Below are 23,442 nucleotides of genomic sequence, written 5' to 3'. Positions count from 1 at the left end.
CCTTCCAGTTGAAAACAATGAGGGGCAGCACTTGGCCGCCCCTCTTTGTCGCTTTTTTGATCGGTTACGATCACATGTTCGGATAGTTCGGTCCGTCGCCACCCTGCGGAACCGTCCAGGTGATGTTCTGGCTGGGGTCCTTGATGTCGCAGGTTTTACAGTGGACGCAGTTCTGGAAGTTCACGACAAAGCGCGGGTCTTTGCCTTCTTCTTCCACCACTTCGTAGACTCCGGCCGGGCAGTAGCGCTGCGCGGGCTCGGCGAACTCGGGCAGGTTGACCGAGATCGGCAGGTCCGGGTTGGCCAGCTTCAGGTGGCAGGGCTGGCTTTCCTCGTGGTTGGTGGCCGCGAAGGACACGTTGGTCAGGCGGTCAAACGACAGCGTGCCATCGGGCTTCGGATAGTCGATTTCGGGATAGTCCGCTGCCTTGCCGGTGACTTCCGCATCGTTTTTCCCGTGTTTCACGGTGCCAAAGGGCGAGAACTTGAAGATCGACTGCACCCACATGTCTAGACCGCCCAGCATCAGCGATGCGGTCAGGCCGTATTTCGACCACAGGGGCTTCACGTTGCGGACCTTCTTCAGGTCCTTCGCGACGTCGCCGGTGCGCAGCTCTTCTTCGTAATCGTTCAGCTCGTCGCTGGAACGGCCTGCCTTGATGGCTTTCACAGCCGCGTCAGCAGCAGCGATGCCCGACAGCATGGCGTTGTGGTTGCCCTTGATGCGCGGCACGTTTACCAGACCGACCGAGCAGCCCAGCAGTGCGCCACCGGGGAACGATGCTTTCGGCATCGACTGATAGCCCCCTTCCGAGATCGCACGCGCGCCGTAGGCCACGCGCTTGCCGCCTTCCAGCAGCTTGGCGATTTCCGGGTGATGCTTGAAGCGCTGGAATTCCATGTAGGGATACAGGTGCGGGTTCTTATAGTTCAGGTGAACAACGAAACCGACAAACACTTGGTTGTTTTCCAGGTGATAGATGAACGAGCCACCACCGGCGTTCGAACCCAGCGGCCAGCCCATCGTGTGGGTCACAGTGCCTTCGCGGTGCTTGGCGGGGTCGATCTCCCAGATCTCTTTCATGCCGATGCCGAACTTCTGAACGTCGCGGCCAGCCTGAAGGTCGTACTTGCCGATGATCTCTTTCGCCAGCGATCCGCGTACACCTTCCGAGATGAAGACGTATTTGCCGTGCAGTTCCATGCCCGGCTCGGTGTTGGGGCCGTAAGAACCATCAGCTTCCAGACCGAAGACACCGGCAACGACGCCCTTTACTTCGCCATTTTCGCCGTAGACCAGTTCCGATGCGGCCATACCGGGGAAGATTTCCACGCCCAGCTCTTCAGCCTGCTCGGCCATCCAGCGGCAGACATTCGCCATCGACACGATGTATTTGCCGTGGTTGTTCATCAGGGGCGGCATCGGCCAGTTCGGCACGCGCAGGTGACCTGCCGGTCCAAGCACAAGGAAGTTGTCTTTCTTCACTTCCGTCTTGATCGGTGCGCCCTTGTCCTTCCAGTCCGGGATCAGCTTGTCCAGGCCGCAGGTGTCCAGCACGGCACCCGACAGGATGTGTGCGCCCACTTCCGAGCCCTTCTCAAGCACCACGACCTCAAGGTCTGGGTCTTGTTGTTTCAGACGAATGGCGGCGGACAGGCCTGCGGGGCCTGCGCCCACGATGACCACGTCGTATTCCATGCTTTCGCGTTCGATGTCGCTCATAATCTTTTCCCCGGTCGATCCGTTTCGCAAGATCGTTAGCTTGACGCACAGGTCGGGTCAATCAGGACACGACGTTACAAGGGCGTGTTTCCGACAAATTTGCCGAACCACGCCCTTGTTTGCGCTGACACTGGCGACAAGGGGTCGGATTGCTCAATTTCGGATCCAATCGCGCAGGCAAACAAGGCCGTTGCAAACCGCGCCGAATTGCGAGATTTTCAATCCGACCGAGCCGTAATGAGGACACGCTGTCAGGGGCCATGGCGCCGGGCGATAATAAATGAACAGGTTTGATGGAAAAAATACCTTTGACCCGCGCGGGCCACACCGCGCTGAATGACGAATTGAAGCAGCTTAAGTCTGTGGAACGCCCTGCGATTATCGAGGCGATCGCCACCGCGCGCGAGCTTGGCGACCTGAAAGAGAACGCCGAGTATCATTCCGCCCGCGAAAAGCAGGGTTTCATCGAAGGCCGCATCAAAGAGCTGGAAGGCATCCTGTCGCTGGCCGAGGTAATCGATCCGTCGAACATGTCCGGTACCGTCAAGTTCTCGGCGACTGTCACCATCGTGGATGAAGATACCGACGAAGAGAAGACCTATCAGATCGTTGGCGAACCCGAGGCCGACATCGAGAGCGGCAAGCTGAACATCAAGTCGCCGCTGGCCCGCGCCCTGATCGGCAAGGAAGAAGGCGACAGCGTCGAGGTCCGCACCCCGGGCGGCGAGAAAGCATATGAAATCCTGAGCATCGACTGGATCTGACCGTGGCAGACAAGCCCCAGACACAGGACACCAAGCGGTTCCCGCCAAAGGGGACCGCTCCTTTGGAGTTGCTGGACGAGGCGTCCTCGCTTTCCGTGGCCGAAGTGATCGGCCTTGCCCTGTCCTTTGTCTGGCTCGCGGCCTGTACAATGTTCTTCATCGTAATGGGGACCGGTCCGGCTGAGGGTGAGTTTGACCCGCTGCGGTTCGTGATGGTCGTCGTGGCGATTGCAATGCCCGTTGCGTTGATCTGGGTGGCGGTTGCCGCGATGCGCTCGGCCCGGATCATGCGGCAGGAAAGTACCCGGTTGAAAGCGGCGATCGACGGGATGCGCACCGCGTATCTGCAGCAGCAACAAAGCATGGGTGGCACCGGTGCGCAGGCCTCGAAGGTCGAACAGAAACTGGAAGAAATCGCCAAGGTCTCGCGCCGGACGGAAACGGCGCTGGCCACGTTTGTGTCGATTCGCCCCGGAATGCCCAGCCTGACCAACCCGCATCCTGCGCCAATTGCGCCCGCAATGGGCCCCGAAGAAACGCCGAAAGATCCGGGGGATCAAACGAAGCTTGAGCTTGGCACCCCGGCCGAGGATATGATCCCGCCCCTGTCGATTGAGGATTTCATCCGCGCGATGCATTTCCCTGAACATGCTCAGGACGCCGAAGGCTTCCGCGCGCTGCGCCGCGCACTTGAAGACCGGCAGGTCGCGGGGCTGGTACAGGCGGCGCAAGATATTCTGACGCTGTTATCGCAGGACGGTATCTATATGGACGACCTACGTCCCGACCGCGCCCGCCCCGAAGTTTGGCGCAAGTTTGCCGCAGGGGAACGTGGAAAAGAGATTGCCGCGCTGGGCGGGATCCGCGACCGCTCTTCTCTGGCTCTGACGGCTGGGCGGATGCGCAAGGATCCGGTCTTCCGCGACACGGCCCACCATTTCCTGCGCCGCTTCGATCAGACCTATGCGCAGTTTGAAAAGAACGCATCAGACGCGGATTTGGCGGCCATGGCGGATACCCGTACCGCGCGGGCCTTTATGCTGTTGGGGCGCGTTACGGGAACGTTCGACTGAACCCTCCCGCCCGTGCGCCATGCCTGACGGCATGTCACCCGGTTGGGGGTGGCCTCGCTGTGCTCGGCAGATTCTAAGCCTTCGGCGAGGATATTTCTAACAAGAAAAGCGAGTACAGTTTCTTAACCATTACGTGTCATCGTAGAGGGGCGGTACAGGCGGGGACGCCGATGACCGCACAAGGAAAAGCGCAAGCTTGAAGGAGAGGGCGACGCCCTCTCTTTTTCTTGTTTCAAGTATCCTGGGGTGAATGCGCGAAGCGCAGAGGGGCAAAGCCCCCTCTGGACTCTATCACCCTGCGCGGCGTTGGCCGGCATAGGCCGCCGCCATACTGATCACCGCAATCGCTCCACATATCAAAACCGCGCGCAGGATTGCGCCGTTGGTTGCGCCCCACATCGCGACGGATCCAATAAACGTCAGCAGCATTGCGCCTGCGGCCAGCCCGGTCACACGGGCCGCGGGTTTTGCCGCAGCACGTCCGCGCCCCTGCCAAAGACGCCGCAGCGTGGCCAGCATCTTGCCGATGTCGGTCTGAATGGCGATCAGCGACGGCACGATCAACAACACCAGAACCATCCCGAACCCAAGCCCATAGATCAGCGTGATCACCGTGGGCTTCAGGAATTGTGCCTGCCGCGAGGTTTCATAAAGCAGAGGCATCAGCCCCAGCACGGTGGTCAAGGTGGTCAGCATCACCGCGCGCAGGCGGTCGGCGGTGCCTTCGATAATCGCCGGAATGATCCCGCGTTCCTTCGCGTATTCGTCGATGGTGGTCACCAGCACGATGGAATCGTTGATGATGATCCCCGTCATCCCGATCAGACCCACGACCGAGAACATGGATAACGGAACACCCCATTGCACATGGCCGTAAATCGCGCCTACCAGCCCAAACGGAATAATCGACATCACCACCAAGGGCCGTGTCCAGCTTGAAAAAATCCAAGCGAGCGTCAGGAAGATCCCCAGCAACACCAAGATCAGGCCGGTGCGGGCATCCGACAGGAAATCTTTCTGCTGTTCGGCCAGCCCGCCGATGCGGTATTCGATCGAGTGGGTCTCGGCCAAGGTGGGCAGGATCTCGGTCTCGATCGTGCGTTGGATTTCCTCGGCGCGGGCCGGATTGTCTTCGCTGATATCGCCCGAAACATTGACCATCCGAATGCCATTTTCACGTTGGACCGTGGCAAAGCCTTGACGCGTTTGGACCGACACCAGATCGGCCAGACTGACATAGGCGCCCGCCTGCGTGCGCAGCTGCATCCGTTCAAGGAAATCGGCGGAGCGCTCGCCGTCCGGAATTTCGACCCGAATTTCAGCGGAGCGGGTGCCATCGGGATAGGTCGCAGCCTCGACCCCGTTCAAGCGATTGCGCAACACGCGGCTGAGGTCTGAAATAGTGAACCCCAGCGCCTTGCCCTGCGCGGTCAGGTCCAAAATCAGCTCTTCCTTGTCATAGCTCAGGCTGTCTTCCAGCGCTGAAACTTCAGGATACTGGATCAGTTGAATTTTCAAGTCTTCTGCGGCGGCCTTCAATGCCTCCGAGGTTGCGCCGAACAGATCGACGTCAAGGCTGTCTCCGCCCGGACCGAAGCGACCACCGCGGAAGGACAGGACCTCGAGCAGCGGGTGATTCACGATCGCGTCCTGCAGGGCCGAGACGAGTTCAAACGTGGAGTAGGGGCGCAGGTCGGCGTCGATCAGCTCGACCACGATGGACCCAAGAAGGTCGGCGTCCTTGTTGTCCACGCCCGACAGGCCGCGCCCCGCATTGCCGCCGATCTGTGCCAGTGCGCTGGCCACGGGGTCCGCGCCATATTCCGCTTCGAATTGGGCGGTGGTTGCTTCCACGGCGCGCTGCACGTTGTCCAACATGGCGCGGGTGTCGGCGCGGGTTGCGCCTTCGGCCATCGCGAAGTTCGCGGTGATTGACGAGCTTTCAGGCGCGCTGAAGAAGCGGAAGGTCAGGTCGCCCCGAATGAAGATCGACGCTTGGCTGGCAAGGATCACGATGGTCGCCGCAATCACCGGATAGCGCGCCTTGATCACCAGCGCCATGAACGGACGGAACAGATTATCCCGCACCCAGCGGAAGCCTTTGTTTACCTGCCGCGAGGGCCAGTCATACCAATGTTCCTTGGCGGTGTGGGTCAGTGCGTGCGCCATGTGGTGTGGCAGGATCAGGAAGCACTCGATCAGGGACGCCGCCAGCACCACGATCACCGTAAAGGGGATATCGGTGATAAGGTCTCCGAACCGTCCCCCGATCGAGGTCAGGCCGAAGAACGCGATGATCGTGGTCAGGGTGGCGGAAAAGACCGGTGGGAACATCCGCCGTGCAGCGTTCTCGGAAGCGGTGAACGGGCTTTCGCCCAACCTGCGCGCCCGGAAATCGGCGTGTTCGCCCACCACGATGGCGTCATCCACCACGATCCCCAGCGTGATGATCAGCGCAAAAAGCGAGATCATGTTGATCGTGATCCCGGACATATACATCAAGAAAACGGCGGTGGTCATGGCCACTGGAATGCCGGCCGCCACCCAGAATGCTGTGCGGGCATTCAAGAACAGAAACAGCAGAAGCAGCACCAGCCCAAGCCCCTGAAGCCCGTTTTCAGTCAGCATTTTCAGACGAGCCGAGATCAGGGCGGATCGCGTGCGCATCAGCTCGATCTCGACACCTTCGGGCAAGGTTTCCAGCATCTCGGCGCGGATTTCTTCCACGATCTCTTGCAGCTCGATCGCGTCCCCTTGGGCCGAGCGCGAGACGTTCAGCGCCATCGCCGGATCGTCGCCCACGAAATAGGACCGGTTGCGGTTCACGCCTTCGACGCGGACGGTTGCGACGTCTCCGATGGTCAGGTTCGACCCGTCGGGATTGGCGCGCAGGACCAGAGCGGCGATGTCATCCGGCGTCCGTTTGGGGTCGCCCGTGCGCACCCGTGCCGAACCCGAAGATACGTTGCCCGCCGGGTTCGTGCTGACCGCGCCGGCGATGACCTCGGCGATCTGGGCCATGGTCACATCGTTTTCGATCAGCGACAGCGAGGTGACTTCGACCACGGTTTGCGGGGCGGCGAAGCCGCGGATCGAGGTGCGGGTTACGCCGCGTTCGAACAGGCGGATCACCATTTCGTCGGCAAAGCGGCCCAGTTGTTCGATGGCGACAGGGCCCGAGATCACTACATCCGTCACGCTGTCGCGCCACACACCGCGCCGCACTTGGGGCGTGTCGGCGTCCTCGGGCAGGTCAGTGATTTCGTCCACCGCGGCCTGAATGTCATCGGCAGCCTGATTGACGTCCCAGCCGGGTTCGAACTCCATCTCGATCCGGGCGCGGCCCTCGAAGGCGCGCGAGCTGACGCTGGACACGCCGTCCACAGCCAGAAGCGAAGGCTCCATCACTTGGACGATGGCGGTGTCAACATCTTCGGCCCCGGCGCCCTGCCAACTGGTCGTGACCGTGACGCTTTCCACGATCACATCGGGGAAGAACTGCGCCCGCATTTGCGGATAGCTGGCGATGCCAAGCGCCATCAGGATCACCAACAGCAGGTTGGCGACCGTGGCGTGGCGGGTGAAATATGACAGGATGCCGGTGGCTGGGGTCATGGATCAGTTCCCCATATTTTTCTCAAGCCGCGCTAAGGTGTCAGCGGGCAGTTCGCCCTCGTCCAACTGGCGCAGGATGCGATCGCGGGCGCTTTCGGGCATCCGTGTGTTGCTTTCCACAAAGCTTTTCAACAGCGCAATTCGGGCGGGGTCCAAGGCAACCATTTCGGGCTTGGCTTCCGGGGCCAGCTTGCCATCGCGTACGGGGCGTACGCGAATGCCTTCGCCCAGAACCGGGCTGCGTTTGGTGATCGCCTCGCGCCCGTTAAGGCCTGTACCACGCACCAGAACGTCGTCCCCTTGGCGGCGGAGCAACGTCACCTGTGCGCGTTCCAAGCGGTCCTCGTCGCCCAGAAGGAGGATGCTGCCGGACGCATCCAGCGCGGTCGCGGGCAGGCGCACCACTTGGTCCAGCGGCGGCTCGGACAGTTCAACCGTCACGAAATCCCCCGGGCGCAAGCCCGGCGTGGCGTCCAGATTGGCAAAGAGCATCCGGCCCGTCTGCCCTTCGCCCACATTTGCGCTTTCGCGGTCCACCCGGCCAGTGGCGGTCAGGTCCACGCCAGTGGCTTCCAGCCGGACCGTTACCGGCAGGTCAGAAAGCGCGCCGTTGTCTGCCAGAAGCCGCGCATATTGAGCGGTCGAAACGCGGAATCCGACCTCGAGCTTGTTGGGGTCGACCAGCCGCCCCAGCTTTTCATTTGGTGCAACCAACCCACCACGCAGAACGGTTACATCTGTCAGGGTGCCTGCGAATGCGGCACGAATCTCGGTCTCGTCCAGACGGCGCTGGGCCTCGTCACGGGCAATTTCGCGACGCGACAGGGTGGCTTCGGCAGTGGCGACACGGGCTTCGGCGGTGATCACGGCTTGCCGTTTGCCCAGCACGACTTGCGCAGCGGATGCTGCCGCCAGTGCTGCGTTTTCAACGGCTGCTTCGGTGCCGACACCCCGGCCTACAAGATCGTTCTGGCGGGCCAGCGCGGCGTCGCGTAGCTCGGCCTGACGCCGGGCGTTGTCCAGGTCGTCACGCGCCAGATCCAAAGCGGCTGTCGCATCGCGCAGCTCGGCCTCGGACTGGGTCAGATCAGTTTCCGCCAGCGAAAGCGCGGCTTTGTAATCTGTGGGGTCGATGCGCAGCAAAAACGCGCCTTCGTCGACTTGTCCGCCATTCACGAAAGCCTCCGACATCTCGACCACGGTGCCCGAGGCACGGGCGCGGATGTCCAGACTGCGGCGTGTGGCCAGCTCTCCGAAGGAGGACAGGATCGGAGTGATTGTCGACGGCTCAAGCATCACAACGTTGGCCGAAAACACCCGTTCACGGCCCGAAGGGGCGGCGTTGTCGCGATCCGCGCGCGCCTTGAAGGCCGATTGCACCATCAGTCCGGCCATCGCCAAAAGGCCGATCGTGGCAGCCAGCAGGAAAAGCCCAATCAGGCTGCGTCCCAGAAATCGCATACATCTCTCCGTCTCATCCGATGCCATCCTGACGTGGCCCACAGGCCGGGGCAAGCGGCGTGTGGTCACAGGTGCGATAGCGTCGGCCTATATGATCCATACGGATCAAACGGATGAGCGGATTACTTCCGTCGCTTGTGTTCGTCCAAACGTGGAAAAATCTCGACGAAATTGCAGGGGTGGTGGCGATAGTCCAGCTGATGCACCAGAATTTCGTCCCACGCGTCCTTGCAGGCACCGGGGCTGCCGGGCAGCGCAAAGAGGTACGTGCCGTTGGCGACGCCCCCGGTGGCGCGGCTTTGCACCGCCGAGGTACCAATCTTTTTCATCGAGACGATGGTGAAGACCGTCCCGAATGCCTCGATTTCCTTTTCATAGACATCGCGATGCGCCTCGACCGAGACATCACGCCCGGTCAGGCCTGTCCCGCCGGTGGAAATCACAACGTCAATTTCGGGGTCCAACGACCACGCGCGCAGTTGGTCCGCAATCTCGCCGCGCTCGTCACGAATGATCTTGCGATCTGCCAGCAGGTGCCCGGCATCTTCCAAGCGTTTGACCAAGGTGTCGCCCGAACGATCCTCGTCCATCGAGCGGCTGTCCGAGACAGTCAATACCGCGATGCGGACGGGGATGAACTCGCGTTGGTTGTCGGCGGGGATGTGGGACATGGTGTGGCCTGTTTTAAGTGGGCTATGCGCCCTCGTTCAATTTCGCTTGGATTTCGAGAAGATCTGCCCATGCCTCGCGCTTGGCGGCGGGATTGCGCAACAGATAGGCGGGGTGGAACATGGGCATGATCGGCTTGCCCCACTGGCTGTCCCAGTTGCCGCGCAGGCGGGTGATGCCGCGCTTGCCGAGGACGGCCTGACAAGGGGTGTTGCCCATCAAAACGATCAGCTCGGGCGCGACCAGTTGCACGTGGCGTTCGAGGAAGGGGACCATCATGGCCATTTCCTCGGGCGATGGATCGCGGTTTTGCGGCGGGCGCCACGGCATGACGTTGGTGATATAGACGGCATCCTTGGACAGGGGCACATCGCGCCCCATGCCGATGGCGGCGAACATCTTGTCCAGAAGCTGGCCTGCGCGACCCACGAAGGGGCGGCCCTCGATATCCTCGTCCCGGCCCGGCGCTTCGCCGATGATCATCACGCGGGCGGCGGGGTTGCCGTCGGAAATCACCGTATTCCGCGCGCCTTTCTTCAGCTCGCAGCCGTCAAAGGCTTTCATTGCGGCTTTCAGCCCATCCAGATCCTGAGCGCCCGCAGCGGCCTGTTTGGCTAGCGCGACATAGTCGATCCTAGGCTCGGCTGGCGGAGGTGTCGGGGCGGCGCGCTTCGGCAGCTCGACCGGCGCGGATTTCTGGGCGTTGGGCGCAGGTTTTGGTGCAGGTTTCGGCTCGGCTGGCGCCAAGGCATAGCGATCCACCGGGGCGTCGGAAATTGCATCCACCGCGCCCAGCTCGATCTGCCATTCCAAAAGCGCTTTTGCGCTGTGCCAGTCTTGTGCCGATTCCATGTGCGCAGCCTAAGTGCAGCCGCAGGGAAGGTAAACGCCCCACGATTGCACCATGTGCGCACACAAGGGATAGACGAACCCCGCGCCCGAAACTATAAGCGCGTGGAACACAGGACGGAGGCCCGTATGACATTCCGCCAACGACATCTTCTGGGGATCGAACAGCTTCACCCCGAAGAGATCAAAACTGTTCTCGATCTTGCCGACAGTTATGTTGATTTGAACCGCTCTGCGCAGAAACGCTCGGATGTGCTGGCAGGACTGACGCAGATCAACATGTTCTTCGAGAACTCCACCCGCACGCAGGCCTCGTTCGAGATCGCCGGCAAGCGTCTGGGTGCGGATGTTATGAACATGGCGATGCAGGCGTCGTCCATTAAGAAGGGCGAGACGCTGATTGATACGGCGTTGACGCTGAATGCGATGCACCCGGATCTGCTGGTCGTGCGCCACCCTCATTCCGGCGCGGTAAACCTTTTGGCCGAGAAGGTGAACTGCGCCGTCTTGAACGCAGGCGATGGCAAGCACGAGCACCCGACGCAGGCACTTCTGGATGCGCTGACCATCCGGCGCGAAAAGGGCCGTCTGCACCGCCTGACCGTCGCGATCTGCGGAGACATTGCGCATAGCCGCGTTGCCCGCTCGAACCTTATCCTTCTGGGCAAGATGGAGAACCGCGTGCGTCTGGTCGGCCCGCCGACCCTGATGCCCAGCCAGATCGACCAGTTCGGGGTCGAGGTCTATGACGACATGGAAGAGGGTCTGAAAGACGCCGACGTTGTCATGATGCTGCGCCTTCAGCGCGAGCGGATGGATGGCGGCTTTATCCCCTCCGAGCGCGAGTATTATCACCGCTATGGTCTGGACGCTGAAAAGCTGGCCCACGCCAAGGATGACGCCATCGTCATGCACCCCGGCCCGATGAACCGCGGGGTCGAGATCGACGGCACCATCGCCGACGACATCAACCGATCGGTTATTCAAGAGCAGGTCGAAATGGGCGTCGCCGTACGCATGGCGGCGATGGACCTTCTGGCGCGCAACCTGAAAGCCGAACGCGAAAACCGGACCGAGGGTGTCTATGTCTGAGCAAGAGTTCGAACTGGAACCCCGTCTGGAAAGCCAGGTCAGCCCCGAGCTTGAACCGGGTGAAAAGCTGATCGACAGCTTCTCGGGCAACACGCCGACCTATGTGAAAGAGCACGTGATGCTGGCCGCGCTGGGGGCGCTCGTGATCTCGGGCGCGCTGATGGCGATGGGCAATCCGCATGCCTGGACGGGTATCATCGGGTCTGTCGCTGCGATTGCTGTGCGCGGGCTTTATGTCGCCAAGGAACAGCTGGGCTTCACGTGGCACCTGACCAACCGCCGCATGATCGGTCCGGATGGGCGCACCATTCTGCTGACCTCGATCGCCAAGGTGAACGTGATCTTCACTGCGGCTCAGTTGGTCACCCTGTCTGGCGACAAATACATGTTGAAATATCAGGCCGACGCCAAGGCCACCCAAGCCGCGATTGATCGTGCGCGAGGCGCGTAAGGAGACTGAGATGACCACTACCTTCACAAATGCCCGCCTGATCAACCCGGAAACCGGCACGGACGAGATTGGCAGCCTGACCATCGAAGGCGGTCTGATCACCGGCGTGAATGCGGGCGAGGAAGGCGATGTCATCGACTGCGGCGGCAAATGTTTGGCCCCCGGCATCGTGGATATCGGCGTGAAGATCGGCGAGCCGGGCGAGCGGCACAAGGAAAGCTTCCGCACCGCCGGGCTGGCGGCTGCGGCGGGCGGCGTGACCACGATGGTCATTCGTCCCGACACCACCCCCGCTGTGGATACGCCCGAGACATTGTCCTTCGTCACCCGCCGCGCGGGGCAGGTAACCCCTGTGAACGTGCATTCAATGGGCGCCCTGACCAAAGGCCGCGAAGGCCGCGAGATGGTCGAGATGGGCTTTATGCTGGATGCGGGCGCGATTGCGTTTACCGATTGCGACCATGTGGTGACCGACAACAAAGTCTATTCCCGCGCCATGACTTATGCCCGCTCGTTGCGTGCGCTGATCATCGGCCACCCTCAGGATCCGCAGCTGTCCAAAGGGGCAGCCGTAACCTCGGGCAAGTTTGCATCCTTGCGCGGTCTGCCCGCCGTTAGCCCTCAGGCTGAACGAATGGGGCTGGAACGTGATCTGGTGCTGGCCGAGATGACGGGCGTCGCCTATCACGCTGACAGCCTATCCACCGCGAAATCGCTGCCTGCGCTGGAACGTGCCAAGGCGGCGGGCGTTGACGTGTCGGCCGGGGTGAACATCCACCACCTGACCTTGAACGAGCTGGACGTTGGCGACTATCGCACCTTCTTCAAAGTGAAGCCGCCCTTGCGCAGCGAAGATGACCGCCTTGCGATGGTCGAGGCCGTGGCCTCGGGCCTGATCGACATCATCTCGTCCATGCACACGCCGCAGGATGAAGAAAGCAAACGCCTTCCTTTCGAGGAAGCAGCCTCGGGCGCGGTGGCGCTGGAAACCCTTCTGCCCGCCGCGATGCGTCTGGTGCATGCGGGTCTGATCGACCTGCCTACGCTCTGGCGCGCGCTGTCCTTGAACCCGGCCCGACGCTTTAACCTGCCGGGCGGAGAGTTGACTATCGGCGCCCCCGCCGATCTGGTCCTGTTCGACCCGGACGCGCCCTTCGTGCTGGACCGCTTCAAGCTGAACTCGAAATCCAAGAACACGCCGTTCGACGGCGCGCGGATGGAGGGCAAGGTGCTGGGCACATGGGTCGGCGGAGAACGTGTGTTTGGGGGCGAAGATGCCTGATCTGCTCACCTCGTTTCCGCTGCTGATTGGTGTGGCCGTCGCAGGCTATCTGCTGGGCTCGATCCCCTTTGGCATCGTTATGGCACGGCTGTTCGGTCTGGGCGATCTGCGCCAGATCGGGTCGGGCAATATCGGCGCCACCAACGTGCTGCGCACTGGGAACAAACCCGCCGCCTTCTTGACCCTGATCGGAGACGCCGGAAAAGGCGGCGCCGCCGTTCTGCTGGCCCGCGCGCTCTTTGCCGAGGACGCCGCCCAACTGGCAGGCTTCGCGGCGTTCCTTGGTCACTGTTTCCCGGTATTTTTGGGCTTCAAAGGCGGCAAAGGCGTTGCCACTTGGCTGGGCACCATGCTGGCGCTGGCCTTCCCACTGGGGCTGGCCGCTTGTGCCACATGGTTGGTTACTGCGCTGATCTTCCGCATCTCCTCGCTTGCCGCGTTGGTCGCAGCGGCGCTGTCGCCGGTCATCGCTTTGGTGTTTGGCTGGAACAGCCTTGTTCTAATTTCAGTTGCATTGGCTGCCTTGATTTTCTACCGCCACAGCGCGAATATTGCGCGCATCATCTCTGGCGAAGAGCCACGCATTGGGCGCAAGTAGCGTCCCACGTAATAAGGAATAGTCCCGATGGATTTTCAGACATCTGTTAGAACCTGCCTTCAGAAATACGTAACCTTCTCGGGCCGCGCGATCCGAAGCGAATACTGGTGGTTTTCCCTGTTCCTTGTCCTCGCGTCGATCGCTCTGGGAATTGTGGACAGCATTTTCTTTGGCTGGGAAAGCATGTTCTCGCCGCTGAGCGACCTGTTCTCGCTAGCGACCATTTTGCCAAGCCTCGCCGTCACGTCGCGCCGTTTGCATGATATCGACAAATCCGCATGGTGGATGCTGCTGATCCTTGTGCCGATCGTTGGCTGGATCGTTCTGATCTATTGGATGTGCCAGCCCGGCACCCAAGGTCCGAACCAATTCGGCAATGACCCGTTCAACGATGTCCCGGCGGATTATGATGACAGAGACTATGCCCCGTCGTCGATCCCGACTGTCGGTGACTGATCACCCGTTGATCTGAAACACCTTATCTTTCGATGTCGCGCCTTGGACCAGTTCAAGGCGCGATTTTGCGATCCCAAGCGCGTCGGCTAGCAGCTTCCCGACCGCCTTGTTAGCCTTGCCGTTCTCGGGCGCGGTGGTGGTCTGGACGCGGATTTGACCGTCGCGCAGCGTGACCGCGTTACGCGATGCTTTCGGGGTGACCCGGACAGCGATCCGCGCGCCTTCTTTCGCCAGATATGACAGCTCGCCCTTCTTCATGGGCGCAGAGTGCCGCGCGGGGCTGGACGGCGCAAGGGCCGTGGGTCACTGTGCAGGAAATGACGGAGGGCGGCATGCGCAAGACAGGGTTTTTCTGGGACGAGAAGTGCTTTTGGCATTCGGGCGGCAATTATGCGGGTACGCTGCCCGTGGGTGGGCTGGTGCAGCCTTTGGCTGCGGGCGGTCTGCCGGAAAGCCCCGAAACCAAGCGGCGCCTGAAGAACCTGATGGACGTCACCGGGCTGTCTGGCGCGTTGGACCTGCGCACTGCTGCCGTGGCGGATATCGAAACCCTCGCTCGCGTCCATCCAGCTTCATTCCTGTCCGACTTCAAAGCGGCCTCGGACACGGGCGGAGGCGAGCTGGGCCTGCGCACCCCCTTCGGCCAAGGCGGGTTCGAGATTTCGGCGTTGTCGGCAGGTCTGTCCGTCGCCGCGCTGGAAGCCGTTCTTCGGGGCGATGTCGACAACGCCTATGCCCTCTCTCGCCCGCCCGGGCATCACTGTCTGCCGGATTTCCCGAACGGGTTCTGCCTGCTGGCTAATCTGGGCATCGCGATCCGCAATGCGCAGGCCAAAGGCCTCGCCAAGCGCTTTGTCGTGCTGGATTGGGATGTGCATCACGGCAACGGGACCGAGGCGATCTTTCTGGATGATCCTGATGTGCTGACCATCTCGATTCACCAAGAACGCAACTATCCGCTGGATACCGGTGACGCGGATGTGCGGGGCGAGGGGAAAGGGCAGGGGGCCAATATGAACCTTCCGCTGCCGCCGGGCGCGGGGCATGCGACCTATCTGGAAGCGATGGAGCGGATCATCCTGCCTGCCATCCGCGCCCATGAACCCGAGGTGATCGTGGTCGCCAACGGCTATGACGCGGCGGTGATTGACCCGCTGTCCTGCATGTTGGCGACCGCCGACACATTCCGCCAGATGACCCGCATGGTGATGGCGCTGGCGGATGACATTTGCGACGGGCGTGTGATGATGGCGCATGAAGGTGGCTATTCCGAGGTCTACGTCCCCTTCTGCGGCCACGCCGTGCTGGAAGAGATGTCGGGCGCAGGCATTCACGCCCCCGATCCTCTGGCCGAGGCTTTCGCCATCCGGCAGCCCAACGCCAAGGCGGAAGCCTTCTTTTCCGATCAGCTGGCCGACCTGTCTGATTTCTTCAATGTAAAGTGACTTAACATCTTGACGTCGGGCCGCGCAGACCCGACATATCCCCCAAGCCAGCCGCGTCCCGCGGCCAAGCAAGATATTGCTCTGACCAAGGACAAAACAATGCCTGAACGCAACCAAGCGGCGCTTGATTTCCTTCTGACCCGCCGGTCCCGCCCAGCCAAGACCCTGACCGGTCCCGGCCCGGATCGCGAGACCATCAAAACCATCCTGACCGCCGCCGCCCGCACGCCGGATCACGGCAAGCTGGAGCCGTGGCGCTTTGTGGTGCTGGAAAAGCCCGCGCTTATGCGCGCGCACGCGCTTGTGGCGGAACGCGGTGCCGCGTTGGGTCTTGATGCGGCAAAGATCGAGAAAGAGCAGATCGCCTATGACCGCAGCCCCTCGGCTGTTGTCGTTGTGGCAAGCCCGGTAGACAGCGAGAAAGTGCCGGAGATCGAGCAGACCTATTCCGCAGGTGCCGTCTGTCTGGCGCTTTTGAACGCCGCCTTGGCCTCGGGCTGGGGGGCGAACTGGCTGTCTGGCTGGGCCAGCTTTGACGCAGACTTTACCCGTGCTGCCTTTGGCGTGGACAGTCACGAAAGCGTTGCAGGCATCATCCATATCGGCACCGAAACCGTTGCCCCGCCCGAACGCCCGCGCCCGGATCTGGACGCCATCACCACTTGGATTGAAAGCTAATGTTTGACGATTTCTTCCGCGCCCTCGGCCAACTTAGCGACCCGCGCTTTCGTAATGTTCTGCTGAAGGGCCTTGGCCTGACCGTCGGCCTTCTGGCCGCGATCACCATCGCGATGACATGGCTTGTGGGCTTTCTGGTTCCCGACACGCTGTCGCTACCCTTCGTGGGCGAGATCTCGTGGGTCAACGGGCTGGCGCTTTGGGCGTCGATCCTTTTGATGCTGGTGCTGTCCGTCGTCTTGATGGTGCCTGTCGCGGGTGCGTTTACTGGTCTGTTTCTGGACGAGGTCGCCGACGCGGTCGAGGCCAAGCACTATCCGCACCTGCCGCCCAACCCCGAGACGTCGCTTCTAAACGACATCCGCGAGAGCCTTGGCTTTTTCGGCGTGATTGTCGGCGTGAACCTGATCGCCCTGATCCTGTTCTTCTTCGTGGGTCCGCTGGCTCCGATCCTGTTCTACGCGGTGAACGGCTACCTTCTGGGACGAGAATACTTCACCATGGCGGCCATGCGCAGGATGCCCCGCGCAGACGCCCACGCCCTGCGCCGCCGCCATAATGCACAGATTTGGTTTGCCGGGTGCTTGTTGGCGGTGCCGCTGTCGGTGCCGCTGGTGAACCTGCTGATCCCCATTCTGGGGGCGGCAAGCTTCACGCATATGTTCCACCGCCTTGCAGGGCGCTAGAACGAAACAGGGCGCCTCGTAGGCGCCCTTTTCTTTTCTTATCAGCTGGTGTCCTCGTAGCGGTCGAACCAGTCGATATCCTCGACCCCGATCCAACCGGACATGATGATGCCAGCGATGATCGCCCAGACAATCGTCCCTACGATGGTCACGATCACAAGCGTACGCCCCAGTTTGAAGTTGGCCGGGGCTCCGGCATGGGTGCCGGGTACGATCTCGCCCTCGTCGCCTTGGGTGCGCAAACGGATCGGCAGGACCACGAACATGGTCACGAACCAGATCACCACATAAAGGACGGCGGCGGCGGTAATCGACATCAGACTTGTTCCAGTTCCACCAGAGTGCCGGTGAAGTCTTTCGGATGCAGGAACAGAACCGGCTTGCCGTGCGCGCCGATCTTCGGCTCGCCCGTACCCAGAACACGGGCGCCCGAGGCTTGCAGTTGGTCACGTGCGGCCAGAATGTCGTCAACCTCGTAACAAATGTGGTGGATGCCACCCGATGGGTTCTTTTCCAGGAAGCCAGCGATGGGCGAGTTGTCCCCCAGCGGGTAGAGCAGCTCGATCTTGGTGTTGGGAAGTTCGATGAACACAACGGTTACACCGTGGTCGGGCTCGTCCTGCGGTGCGTTCACTTTGGCACCCAGCGTGTCGCGGTATTGTGCGCTTGCGGCCTCAAGGTCCGGTACGGCGATGGCTACGTGGTTCAGGCGTCCGATCATCTTTGTCTCTCCCAATTCAAATGCTGTGCTGCTTATGCATAAGCGGCCCCCTCAGGGCAAGCGGCACTGTGCCACAGGCCGGGAATGCCGCTGCGTTTCACAGGTTAACCGGTTGTTAGGCAGTTTTGCGGCAAGCTGATTCCGAAAGGAGCATGAAGATGAGCGATGATCTGGAAGCCTTCATGATGACCCAACCGCCGACCGCCGAGCGCCCCCTGAACGGGATGACTGTTCTGGTGGTCGAAGACAGCCGCTTTGCGTCCGAGGCGATCCGCCTGTTGTGCTTGCGTTCTGGCGCGCGGATCCGGCGGGCCGACAATCTGGCCGCCGCGCATCGACATCTTCGTGTCTATCGACCCACGGTCGTTATTGTGGATATGGGTCTGCCGGACGGGTTCGGCGCGGACTTGATCGAAGAGCTTTCGGGCGATGCCATCCGCGTGCCCGTGATCCTTGGGATGAGCGGTGATGCCGGCACCCGCGATGCCGCGCTTGATGCAGGGGCGGATGGATTCCTTGAGAAGCCCGTCGAAAGCCTTGCCGCGTTTCAGCAGGCGATTCTGAGTATCTTGCCACATCAGGAAAGGTCCGTCAGTCCACGCACTCTTGTGAATGATGTGATCGCTCCGGATGCGTTGGCGCTGCAGGATGACCTGTCGCACCTGGCGCAGATCATGCGCGCGGGCGACGACGGTGCGACACAGGATTATGTCGCGCAGTTTCTGGGTGGGCTGGCGTGCTCTGCCCATGATCAGGCGCTTGCAGCTGCCGCCAAACGACTTGCTGCCGCCCGAAATGCCGGGCGATCCACGGGGGCCGACATGGCCCATGTGACGCATATTGTAGAAGACCGATTGAGGGAGCGACGGCATCTCTAAGTAGTGAATTCGGGAATTCTGGCACGAAATAAACCTCGGCCTTCCTCATTTCCGCCCCTTTTCGGGGGCACTCTAGACAATGAGGAAAGGTATTTGATTCAATTTGCGAGGTTGATATCGTGCAAAACCTGATCAAGAAATTTGCTGATGAAGAGCTGGGCAACGCCGTTGTTGACTGGACCGTATTGATTGCGGGCGCGGTCATGATGGTGACGGCTGTGGTTCTTGCGGTGGTCGAACCCAATGCGCCGGTGGGCGAGGCGACGGGCCAAATCATCGAAATGCAGTCTTTGGCAGGTTGACCTGACCTTATTGTAGTTGTTCTGCTGTTATGAGTATCGGGCGCGCTAACAAAGCGCGCCCTATTCTTTTTCTCCAATTACACGATGATCTTGGGAAGGCCGGGCGACAGGTCCAACCCGGGGAAGATGGTGTCTTCGATTTCGGATGGGGTTGCATTAAACAGCCCTTGCATTGCCGCCGCCGCATATAGGCGGATGTCAGCAGTCGGCATCAGGTCGCGGCGACCATACAGATCTTCTTCCGCCAACCCTGGCCAATCTCCGTAGATTTTGCCACCGCGCACGGCACCGCCGGCCACGATCACTGTGCCTCCGGTCCCGTGATCCGTACCCTTGCTACCGTTTTGGCGAACCGTGCGCCCGAACTCGGTCATAGCCAAGACTGTGGTCTTGCCCCAGATCGGGCCGAGTTCGGTCTTCAAGGTCATGATCGCGTCTTGCAATGTCCCAAGGGCCCGCTTGAAATTCCCCGCTTGCGCCACATGAGTGTCCCACCCCCCGATCGAGAACGACGCGATGCGTGTGTCCTGTTTCAGCATGTCGGCGGTGAACGATGCGACGCCCTTGGTGCCGCCGTGTTCCTTGGCCATCATCACGGCGTCCGACATGATGCCCGACGGGTCGTTCGGCCCATCATCAGCGTTCAGCAATAGCTCTGGACGCAGGATATCGGTCAGATTGACGGCCTCGCCCAAAGCGGCAGAGAACAGCGGGTCATTTTCGTATACCCGTGTCATTAACAGCCGGGAGGCTTCGGACAGAGGCAGGGTTACATCCGGGGACCATCCAGACGTTGCAGCAGCCCCGCTGAGAATCAGCAAATCCTCATGACCGACCGCCAGTGCGGTGCGGAACTGTGTGTCGGGCATCGTCTGGACCAATCGGTTCAGCCACCCATCCCGTATCGCGCCACCCGCGCCAATACCCGCCTCAAGAATATCCTGCCCATCGAAATGGCTGCGCTTGTCGCGATAAGGGGTCGAGACCGCTTGGCCGAAGGCCAGATCGCCCGCCGCCCAGAGATCGTACAGTTTGTCTGCCGCCGGGTGCAGTGCATGGAAATCTGTCAGTGGAAGTTTCGGGTCCGTCGACGACAGGTCCGGTCTGTGGCCCGAGAACAGGGGGTCACCCACCGGGCGCAGCAGATCAAGGCCATCCATCCCGCCGCGCAAGACGATGACTACCAGTCGAAGATCGCCCGGGGTTGCGGCCAGACTGACCGGCGTGACCAACGGGCTTGCGGCCAGCGAGCAGCCCAGAACACCAGCATTTTTCAGAAAACCGCGTCGGGACAGGGAGTTGTGTTTCGTCATGGCGTTCTCCTTCCTAGCGGCGTTGAAATTCGGGCGAGGACAGGATGATCCCGATCCCCTCCCAGCGGGTTTCGGCGGCGCGGGCTGCGAATAGGGTCGCCTCGGAGGCTTGTCCGGCAAGCGCAGTCTGCACAAAATTGCGCGGATCAGGCAGCTTGGTGTCAAAGGATGAAGGGGCCGAGACCGCCCACTGGATGCGCGCCGCAAGACCTTGTGGCGTGATCCAATGGGCGGGGTCCTCGGGCCAGCCATCGGGGCCGCTTGGGCTTTCCCACGGTTGCCCCATCAGTTTCAATGGCCCGAAGAACAGCAGATTGCGCTCGTTGGGCTTGAGGGCTGACAGCGTGTTGACCGGCACGCCCAAAGCCCGCACCGCTGATGCGATGAAATCGAAGGGCTGCTTGATCTTTGTCTGCTGGGGCACCCATGCAGCAGGATGGGTCAACAAGGTCTCATAAAGCGCCATCAGATCGCCATCGCTGTCCATGAAGCTGACGGTCAAGGCGTCTACCAGATCCGGGTCCGGGTCATCGGCGACAAAATGCGTGGCCAGTTTGCGCGCAATATGGCGCGCAGTGGCCGGGTGGCGGGCAATGTCGTCCAGCGCCTCGAAAATGTCGTCGGCCCGAGGTGCCTGCACCCCATAGGATTTTCCCAGGATGACTTCTGGCCCCGGATTACCCCTGTGTGGACGAAAAACAAAGCGGCCATCTTTCCCCAAGAAAAGCCCGGTAAGAAGATTGGCAAAGGCGCGCACATCGGTCTGGGTATAGCCCCCATCAACGCCAAGCGTGTGAAGCTCAAGTATTTCGCGCGCCAGGTTTTCATTCAAACTGCGTTTGCCCTGCGTGGCCAGCCTGCTTCCTTCCCCGGCGGAGGACAGTTGATCCAAATAGTGCAGCATCACCGGATGGGTGGTGCTGGCACGCAGCATGTCGGAAAAACGTCCGGTGACATGGGGGCGGACGACGTCTTCGGGAAAGGTCGAGGCCACGCCTCTGAACAGCTGCCCTTTGCCGACGACGGTGAAATGATCGGCCCAGAAACGCACCAGGCGCTCGCGAAACGCATCCTCGGCCGTGATGCAGCGGGCCACTGCAGCCAGAAACCACGCGTCCCGCTTGTGCCCCATCTCGCGGTATTTTTCTTTGCGAGCGGATTTAGCGGCTTTGAAGCCGGTGCCTCCTGCGCCGCGCGTTTTGCGAAGGGCTTTGTTCAGTTTCCGGATCTCTTTCAGATCACCGTATATGTCGACAAAGCCCGCGATGGGAAAGCGTTTTGCCTGCTTGTCCGGTTCCGCCAACAGGTTCAGCATCTGCTGAGCAGAGCGTGGTGGTTCGAAGCCCGGTCCCGGTCCAAACCCGAAACGGTTCTGTGCAATACGTGGGTCGAAAGACATCAAGATCTCCTGGCACCAGACTGGCGTGCACAACATGTGCAGGCAAGCCCGATTGTGCCAGGGGAATTATTGATATGCGATGACAGTGATCAGATCATTCTTGCGGAATGACCCGAAGGTGCAGTTCACGCAGCTGTTCGTTCATCGGATCGCTAGGCGCGTTCATCATCAAGTCTTCGGCGCGCTGGTTCATCGGGAACATCACCACTTCGCGGATGTTTTCCTGATCCGCCAGCAGCATCACGATACGGTCCACACCGGCAGCACAACCACCGTGGGGCGGGGCGCCGTACTGGAAGGCATTGACCAGAGCACCGAAACGCTTCTCGACCTCGTCCTTGCCGTAGCCAGCCAGTTCGAAGGCTTTGAACATGATTTCAGGCTTGTGGTTCCGGATTGCACCGGACACGAGCTCGTAGCCGTTACAGGCCAGGTCGTACTGATAGCCCAGTACGTCCAGCGGATCGCCGTTCAGCGCGTCCATACCGCCCTGCGGCATCGAGAACGGGTTGTGTTCAAAGTCGATCTTGCCGGTTTCTTCGTCGGCCTCGTAGATCGGGAAGTCCACGATCCAAGCGAAGGCAAAGCGGTCCTTGTCGGTCAGGCCCAGCTCGTCACCGATGACGGCGCGGGCGCGGCCTGCAACACCTTCAAAGGCTTTCGGCTTGCCGCCCAAGAAGAAGGCAGCGTCGCCCACGTTCAGGCCCAGCTGCTGACGGATGGCTTCGGTGCGTTCCGGGCCAATGTTTTTGGCCAGCGGACCAGCGGCTTCCATGCCACCTTCGACTTCGCCGGATTTCAGCTTGGCCTGAGCCTCTTTCACCGAAATGCCCAGTTCTTGTGCGACGCCATCGGCGGTCTTCTCGCGCCAGAAGATATAGCCCATGCCGGGCAGGCCTTCTTGCTGTGCGAATTTGTTCATGCGGTCGCAGAACTTGCGCGAGCCGCCTTTCGGGGCGGGGATGGCGCGAATTTCGGTGCCTTCGTTTTCCAGCAGCTTGGCGAAGATCGCAAAGCCCGAGCCACGGAAGTGATCCGAGACGATCTGCATTTTGATCGGGTTGCGCAGGTCCGGCTTGTCGGTGCCATACCACAGCGCCGCGTCCTTATAGGAAATCTGCGGCCAGTCCTGATCGACCTTGCGGCCACCGCCGAATTCCTCGAACACGCCTTTCAGAACCGGCTCGATCGTGTCGAACACGTCCTGCTGCTCGACAAAGGACATCTCCATGTCCAGCTGATAGAAATCGGTCGGCGAACGGTCAGCGCGCGGGTCTTCGTCACGGAAGCACGGCGCGATCTGGAAATATTTGTCGAAGCCAGCAACCATCATCAGCTGTTTGAACTGCTGAGGGGCCTGCGGCAGGGCATAGAACTTGCCCGGGTGCAGGCGCGACGGCACCAGGAAGTCACGCGCGCCTTCAGGCGACGAGGCGGTGATGATCGGCGTCTGGTATTCGCGGAAGTTCGCATCCCACATACGCTTGCGCATCGAGGCCACAACGTCCGAGCGCAGCTTCATGTTTTCCTGCATCGCCTCGCGGCGCAGGTCCAGATAGCGGTATTTCAGGCGGGTCTCTTCCGGGTATTCCTGATCGCCAAAGACAATCAGCGGCAGCTCGCCCGCGTCGCCCAGCACTTCAAGGTCACGGACGAAGACTTCGACTTCACCGGTCGGGATCTTGTCGTTCACCAGATCTGCGTCGCGTGCCTTCACGTTGCCGTCAATGCGGATACACCATTCCGAGCGCACCTTCTCCATCTCGGCGAAGACGGGGCTGTCGGGGTCGCACAGAACCTGCGTCACGCCATAGTGGTCGCGCAGGTCGATGAACAGGATGCCGCCATGGTCGCGGACACGATGGACCCAGCCCGACAGGCGGACGGTCTCACCGACGTTGGATTTGTTCAGTTCAGCACAGGTGTGGCTGCGATAGGCGTGCATGTCAGGCTCCCACGAGCGGATTTAAGTCTCGGGCCGATACAC

23 protein-coding genes are annotated in these 23,442 nt (G+C 61.1%); 12 read left to right on the top strand and 11 right to left on the bottom strand.

Annotated features, from left to right (window positions below; genetic code table 11):
• Positions 1-70 precede the first annotated feature (70 nt).
• A complete protein-coding gene (locus MWU53_RS09195; RefSeq protein WP_247092630.1) occupies positions 71-1,723 on the bottom strand; it encodes an electron transfer flavoprotein-ubiquinone oxidoreductase in 1,653 nt (550 codons plus the stop codon).
• A gap of 293 nt (positions 1,724-2,016) precedes the next feature.
• Here MWU53_RS09195 and greA point away from each other — a divergent pair, with 293 nt between their 5' ends.
• On the top strand, positions 2,017-2,487 hold the full coding sequence (greA, locus tag MWU53_RS09190) for a transcription elongation factor GreA (protein ID WP_247092628.1): 471 nt from the start codon (positions 2,017-2,019) through the stop codon (positions 2,485-2,487).
• A gap of 2 nt (positions 2,488-2,489) precedes the next feature.
• Positions 2,490-3,560, top strand: a complete 1,071-nt coding sequence (locus tag MWU53_RS09185) for a hypothetical protein (RefSeq protein WP_247092627.1) — start codon at positions 2,490-2,492, stop codon at positions 3,558-3,560.
• Between the two features lie 291 nt (positions 3,561-3,851).
• On the opposite strand, the gene MWU53_RS09180 is transcribed toward MWU53_RS09185, so the two are convergent.
• The 4 genes from MWU53_RS09180 to MWU53_RS09165 all read right to left on the bottom strand — a co-directional run bounded on the left by MWU53_RS09180 (position 3,852) and on the right by MWU53_RS09165 (position 10,157).
• On the bottom strand, positions 3,852-7,175 hold the full coding sequence (locus MWU53_RS09180) for an efflux RND transporter permease subunit (protein WP_247092626.1): 3,324 nt from the start codon (positions 7,173-7,175) through the stop codon (positions 3,852-3,854).
• A 3-nt stretch (positions 7,176-7,178) separates the two neighbouring features.
• A complete protein-coding gene (locus MWU53_RS09175; RefSeq protein WP_247092625.1) occupies positions 7,179-8,636 on the bottom strand; it encodes an HlyD family efflux transporter periplasmic adaptor subunit in 1,458 nt (485 codons plus the stop codon).
• 122 nt (positions 8,637-8,758) lie between these two features.
• Entirely contained in the window at positions 8,759-9,307 is a 549-nt protein-coding gene (gene moaB / locus MWU53_RS09170) for a molybdenum cofactor biosynthesis protein B (protein ID WP_247092624.1), read from the bottom strand.
• A 22-nt stretch (positions 9,308-9,329) separates the two neighbouring features.
• A complete protein-coding gene (locus MWU53_RS09165) occupies positions 9,330-10,157 on the bottom strand; it encodes a uracil-DNA glycosylase (protein WP_247092623.1) in 828 nt (275 codons plus the stop codon).
• A 126-nt stretch (positions 10,158-10,283) separates the two neighbouring features.
• On the opposite strand from MWU53_RS09165, the gene MWU53_RS09160 reads away from it, so the two are divergent.
• From MWU53_RS09160 to MWU53_RS09140, 5 genes are read left to right on the top strand one after another with little or no spacing between them, the layout of a single operon-like run.
• Positions 10,284-11,246, top strand: a complete 963-nt coding sequence (locus MWU53_RS09160; RefSeq protein ID WP_247092622.1) for an aspartate carbamoyltransferase catalytic subunit — start codon at positions 10,284-10,286, stop codon at positions 11,244-11,246.
• Complete coding sequence (locus MWU53_RS09155) at positions 11,239-11,697, top strand: hypothetical protein (protein ID WP_247092621.1); 459 nt, start codon at positions 11,239-11,241, stop codon at positions 11,695-11,697. The genes MWU53_RS09160 and MWU53_RS09155 overlap by 8 nt, the downstream gene beginning before the upstream one ends.
• A gap of 10 nt (positions 11,698-11,707) precedes the next feature.
• Positions 11,708-12,979 (top strand): dihydroorotase, encoded by a 1,272-nt coding sequence (pyrC, locus tag MWU53_RS09150; RefSeq protein WP_247092620.1) that lies wholly within the window; start codon positions 11,708-11,710, stop codon positions 12,977-12,979.
• A complete protein-coding gene (gene plsY, locus MWU53_RS09145) occupies positions 12,972-13,577 on the top strand; it encodes a glycerol-3-phosphate 1-O-acyltransferase PlsY (protein WP_247092618.1) in 606 nt (201 codons plus the stop codon). The genes pyrC and plsY overlap by 8 nt, the downstream gene beginning before the upstream one ends.
• Before the next feature lie 27 nt (positions 13,578-13,604).
• Positions 13,605-14,033, top strand: a complete 429-nt coding sequence (locus MWU53_RS09140; RefSeq protein WP_247092616.1) for a DUF805 domain-containing protein — start codon at positions 13,605-13,607, stop codon at positions 14,031-14,033.
• On the opposite strand, the gene MWU53_RS09135 is transcribed toward MWU53_RS09140, so the two are convergent.
• Positions 14,034-14,291 (bottom strand): DUF167 domain-containing protein, encoded by a 258-nt coding sequence (locus tag MWU53_RS09135; RefSeq protein WP_247092614.1) that lies wholly within the window; start codon positions 14,289-14,291, stop codon positions 14,034-14,036.
• Between the two features lie 74 nt (positions 14,292-14,365).
• Between MWU53_RS09135 and MWU53_RS09130 the strand changes: the two genes are divergently transcribed.
• From MWU53_RS09130 to MWU53_RS09120, 3 genes are all read left to right on the top strand, one after another.
• Positions 14,366-15,478, top strand: a complete 1,113-nt coding sequence (locus tag MWU53_RS09130) for a class II histone deacetylase (RefSeq protein WP_247092612.1) — start codon at positions 14,366-14,368, stop codon at positions 15,476-15,478.
• 99 nt (positions 15,479-15,577) lie between these two features.
• Entirely contained in the window at positions 15,578-16,156 is a 579-nt protein-coding gene (locus tag MWU53_RS09125; RefSeq protein ID WP_247092610.1) for a nitroreductase family protein, read from the top strand.
• The gene (locus tag MWU53_RS09120; RefSeq protein WP_247092608.1) at positions 16,156-16,842 is read left to right on the top strand and encodes an EI24 domain-containing protein; all 687 of its coding nucleotides are present in this window, start codon (positions 16,156-16,158) and stop codon (positions 16,840-16,842) included. Before MWU53_RS09125 ends, MWU53_RS09120 begins: the two co-directional genes overlap by 1 nt.
• A 41-nt stretch (positions 16,843-16,883) precedes the next feature.
• Here the strand turns inward: MWU53_RS09120 and MWU53_RS09115 are convergent, their stop codons facing one another.
• Positions 16,884-17,159 carry a DUF1467 family protein gene (locus MWU53_RS09115; RefSeq protein WP_247092606.1) on the bottom strand — a complete coding sequence of 92 codons (276 nt, stop codon included), beginning with the start codon at positions 17,157-17,159 and terminating at the stop codon, positions 16,884-16,886.
• Entirely contained in the window at positions 17,159-17,563 is a 405-nt protein-coding gene (gene mce / locus MWU53_RS09110) for a methylmalonyl-CoA epimerase (RefSeq protein WP_163037903.1), read from the bottom strand. Before mce ends, MWU53_RS09115 begins: the two co-directional genes overlap by 1 nt.
• A gap of 158 nt (positions 17,564-17,721) precedes the next feature.
• Here mce and MWU53_RS09105 point away from each other — a divergent pair, with 158 nt between their 5' ends.
• A complete protein-coding gene (locus tag MWU53_RS09105) occupies positions 17,722-18,441 on the top strand; it encodes a response regulator (protein ID WP_247092604.1) in 720 nt (239 codons plus the stop codon).
• A 119-nt stretch (positions 18,442-18,560) separates the two neighbouring features.
• Positions 18,561-18,743, top strand: coding sequence for a hypothetical protein (locus MWU53_RS09100; protein WP_247092602.1), 183 nt, complete (start codon positions 18,561-18,563; stop codon positions 18,741-18,743).
• 77 nt (positions 18,744-18,820) lie between these two features.
• On the opposite strand, the gene MWU53_RS09095 is transcribed toward MWU53_RS09100, so the two are convergent.
• From MWU53_RS09095 to aspS, 3 genes are all read right to left on the bottom strand, one after another.
• Positions 18,821-20,056: a DUF1501 domain-containing protein gene (locus MWU53_RS09095; protein WP_247092601.1), complete on the bottom strand. Its 1,236-nt coding sequence runs from the start codon at positions 20,054-20,056 to the stop codon at positions 18,821-18,823.
• 13 nt (positions 20,057-20,069) lie between these two features.
• Positions 20,070-21,455, bottom strand: coding sequence for a DUF1800 domain-containing protein (locus tag MWU53_RS09090; RefSeq protein WP_247092600.1), 1,386 nt, complete (start codon positions 21,453-21,455; stop codon positions 20,070-20,072).
• Between the two features lie 94 nt (positions 21,456-21,549).
• Positions 21,550-23,400, bottom strand: a complete 1,851-nt coding sequence (gene aspS / locus MWU53_RS09085) for an aspartate--tRNA ligase (protein WP_247092599.1) — start codon at positions 23,398-23,400, stop codon at positions 21,550-21,552.
• Positions 23,401-23,442: the final 42 nt, after the last annotated feature.

Source organism: Aliiroseovarius sp. S1123 (genome assembly GCF_023015885.1).
Classification (GTDB): Bacteria; Pseudomonadota; Alphaproteobacteria; order Rhodobacterales; family Rhodobacteraceae; genus Aliiroseovarius.
The sequence above is the reverse complement of the archived record's forward strand: the minus strand, read 5'-3'. Positions and strand labels throughout refer to the sequence as shown.

What these genes read in the sequence shown, in the direction of transcription:
- MWU53_RS09195 (WP_247092630.1), bottom strand. Translation starts at nt 1,723, where the DNA reads ATGAGCGACATCGAACGCGAAAGCATGGAATACGACGTGGTCATCGTG.
- greA (WP_247092628.1), top strand. Translation starts at nt 2,017, where the DNA reads ATGGAAAAAATACCTTTGACCCGCGCGGGCCACACCGCGCTGAATGAC.
- MWU53_RS09180 (WP_247092626.1), bottom strand. Translation starts at nt 7,175, where the DNA reads ATGACCCCAGCCACCGGCATCCTGTCATATTTCACCCGCCACGCCACG.
- MWU53_RS09175 (WP_247092625.1), bottom strand. Translation starts at nt 8,636, where the DNA reads ATGCGATTTCTGGGACGCAGCCTGATTGGGCTTTTCCTGCTGGCTGCC.
- moaB (WP_247092624.1), bottom strand. Translation starts at nt 9,307, where the DNA reads ATGTCCCACATCCCCGCCGACAACCAACGCGAGTTCATCCCCGTCCGC.
- MWU53_RS09165 (WP_247092623.1), bottom strand. Translation starts at nt 10,157, where the DNA reads ATGGAATCGGCACAAGACTGGCACAGCGCAAAAGCGCTTTTGGAATGG.
- MWU53_RS09160 (WP_247092622.1), top strand. Translation starts at nt 10,284, where the DNA reads ATGACATTCCGCCAACGACATCTTCTGGGGATCGAACAGCTTCACCCC.
- MWU53_RS09155 (WP_247092621.1), top strand. Translation starts at nt 11,239, where the DNA reads ATGTCTGAGCAAGAGTTCGAACTGGAACCCCGTCTGGAAAGCCAGGTC.
- pyrC (WP_247092620.1), top strand. Translation starts at nt 11,708, where the DNA reads ATGACCACTACCTTCACAAATGCCCGCCTGATCAACCCGGAAACCGGC.
- plsY (WP_247092618.1), top strand. Translation starts at nt 12,972, where the DNA reads ATGCCTGATCTGCTCACCTCGTTTCCGCTGCTGATTGGTGTGGCCGTC.
- MWU53_RS09140 (WP_247092616.1), top strand. Translation starts at nt 13,605, where the DNA reads ATGGATTTTCAGACATCTGTTAGAACCTGCCTTCAGAAATACGTAACC.
- MWU53_RS09135 (WP_247092614.1), bottom strand. Translation starts at nt 14,291, where the DNA reads ATGAAGAAGGGCGAGCTGTCATATCTGGCGAAAGAAGGCGCGCGGATC.
- MWU53_RS09130 (WP_247092612.1), top strand. Translation starts at nt 14,366, where the DNA reads ATGCGCAAGACAGGGTTTTTCTGGGACGAGAAGTGCTTTTGGCATTCG.
- MWU53_RS09125 (WP_247092610.1), top strand. Translation starts at nt 15,578, where the DNA reads ATGCCTGAACGCAACCAAGCGGCGCTTGATTTCCTTCTGACCCGCCGG.
- MWU53_RS09120 (WP_247092608.1), top strand. Translation starts at nt 16,156, where the DNA reads ATGTTTGACGATTTCTTCCGCGCCCTCGGCCAACTTAGCGACCCGCGC.
- MWU53_RS09115 (WP_247092606.1), bottom strand. Translation starts at nt 17,159, where the DNA reads ATGTCGATTACCGCCGCCGCCGTCCTTTATGTGGTGATCTGGTTCGTG.
- mce (WP_163037903.1), bottom strand. Translation starts at nt 17,563, where the DNA reads ATGATCGGACGCCTGAACCACGTAGCCATCGCCGTACCGGACCTTGAG.
- MWU53_RS09105 (WP_247092604.1), top strand. Translation starts at nt 17,722, where the DNA reads ATGAGCGATGATCTGGAAGCCTTCATGATGACCCAACCGCCGACCGCC.
- MWU53_RS09095 (WP_247092601.1), bottom strand. Translation starts at nt 20,056, where the DNA reads ATGACGAAACACAACTCCCTGTCCCGACGCGGTTTTCTGAAAAATGCT.
- MWU53_RS09090 (WP_247092600.1), bottom strand. Translation starts at nt 21,455, where the DNA reads ATGTCTTTCGACCCACGTATTGCACAGAACCGTTTCGGGTTTGGACCG.
- aspS (WP_247092599.1), bottom strand. Translation starts at nt 23,400, where the DNA reads ATGCACGCCTATCGCAGCCACACCTGTGCTGAACTGAACAAATCCAAC.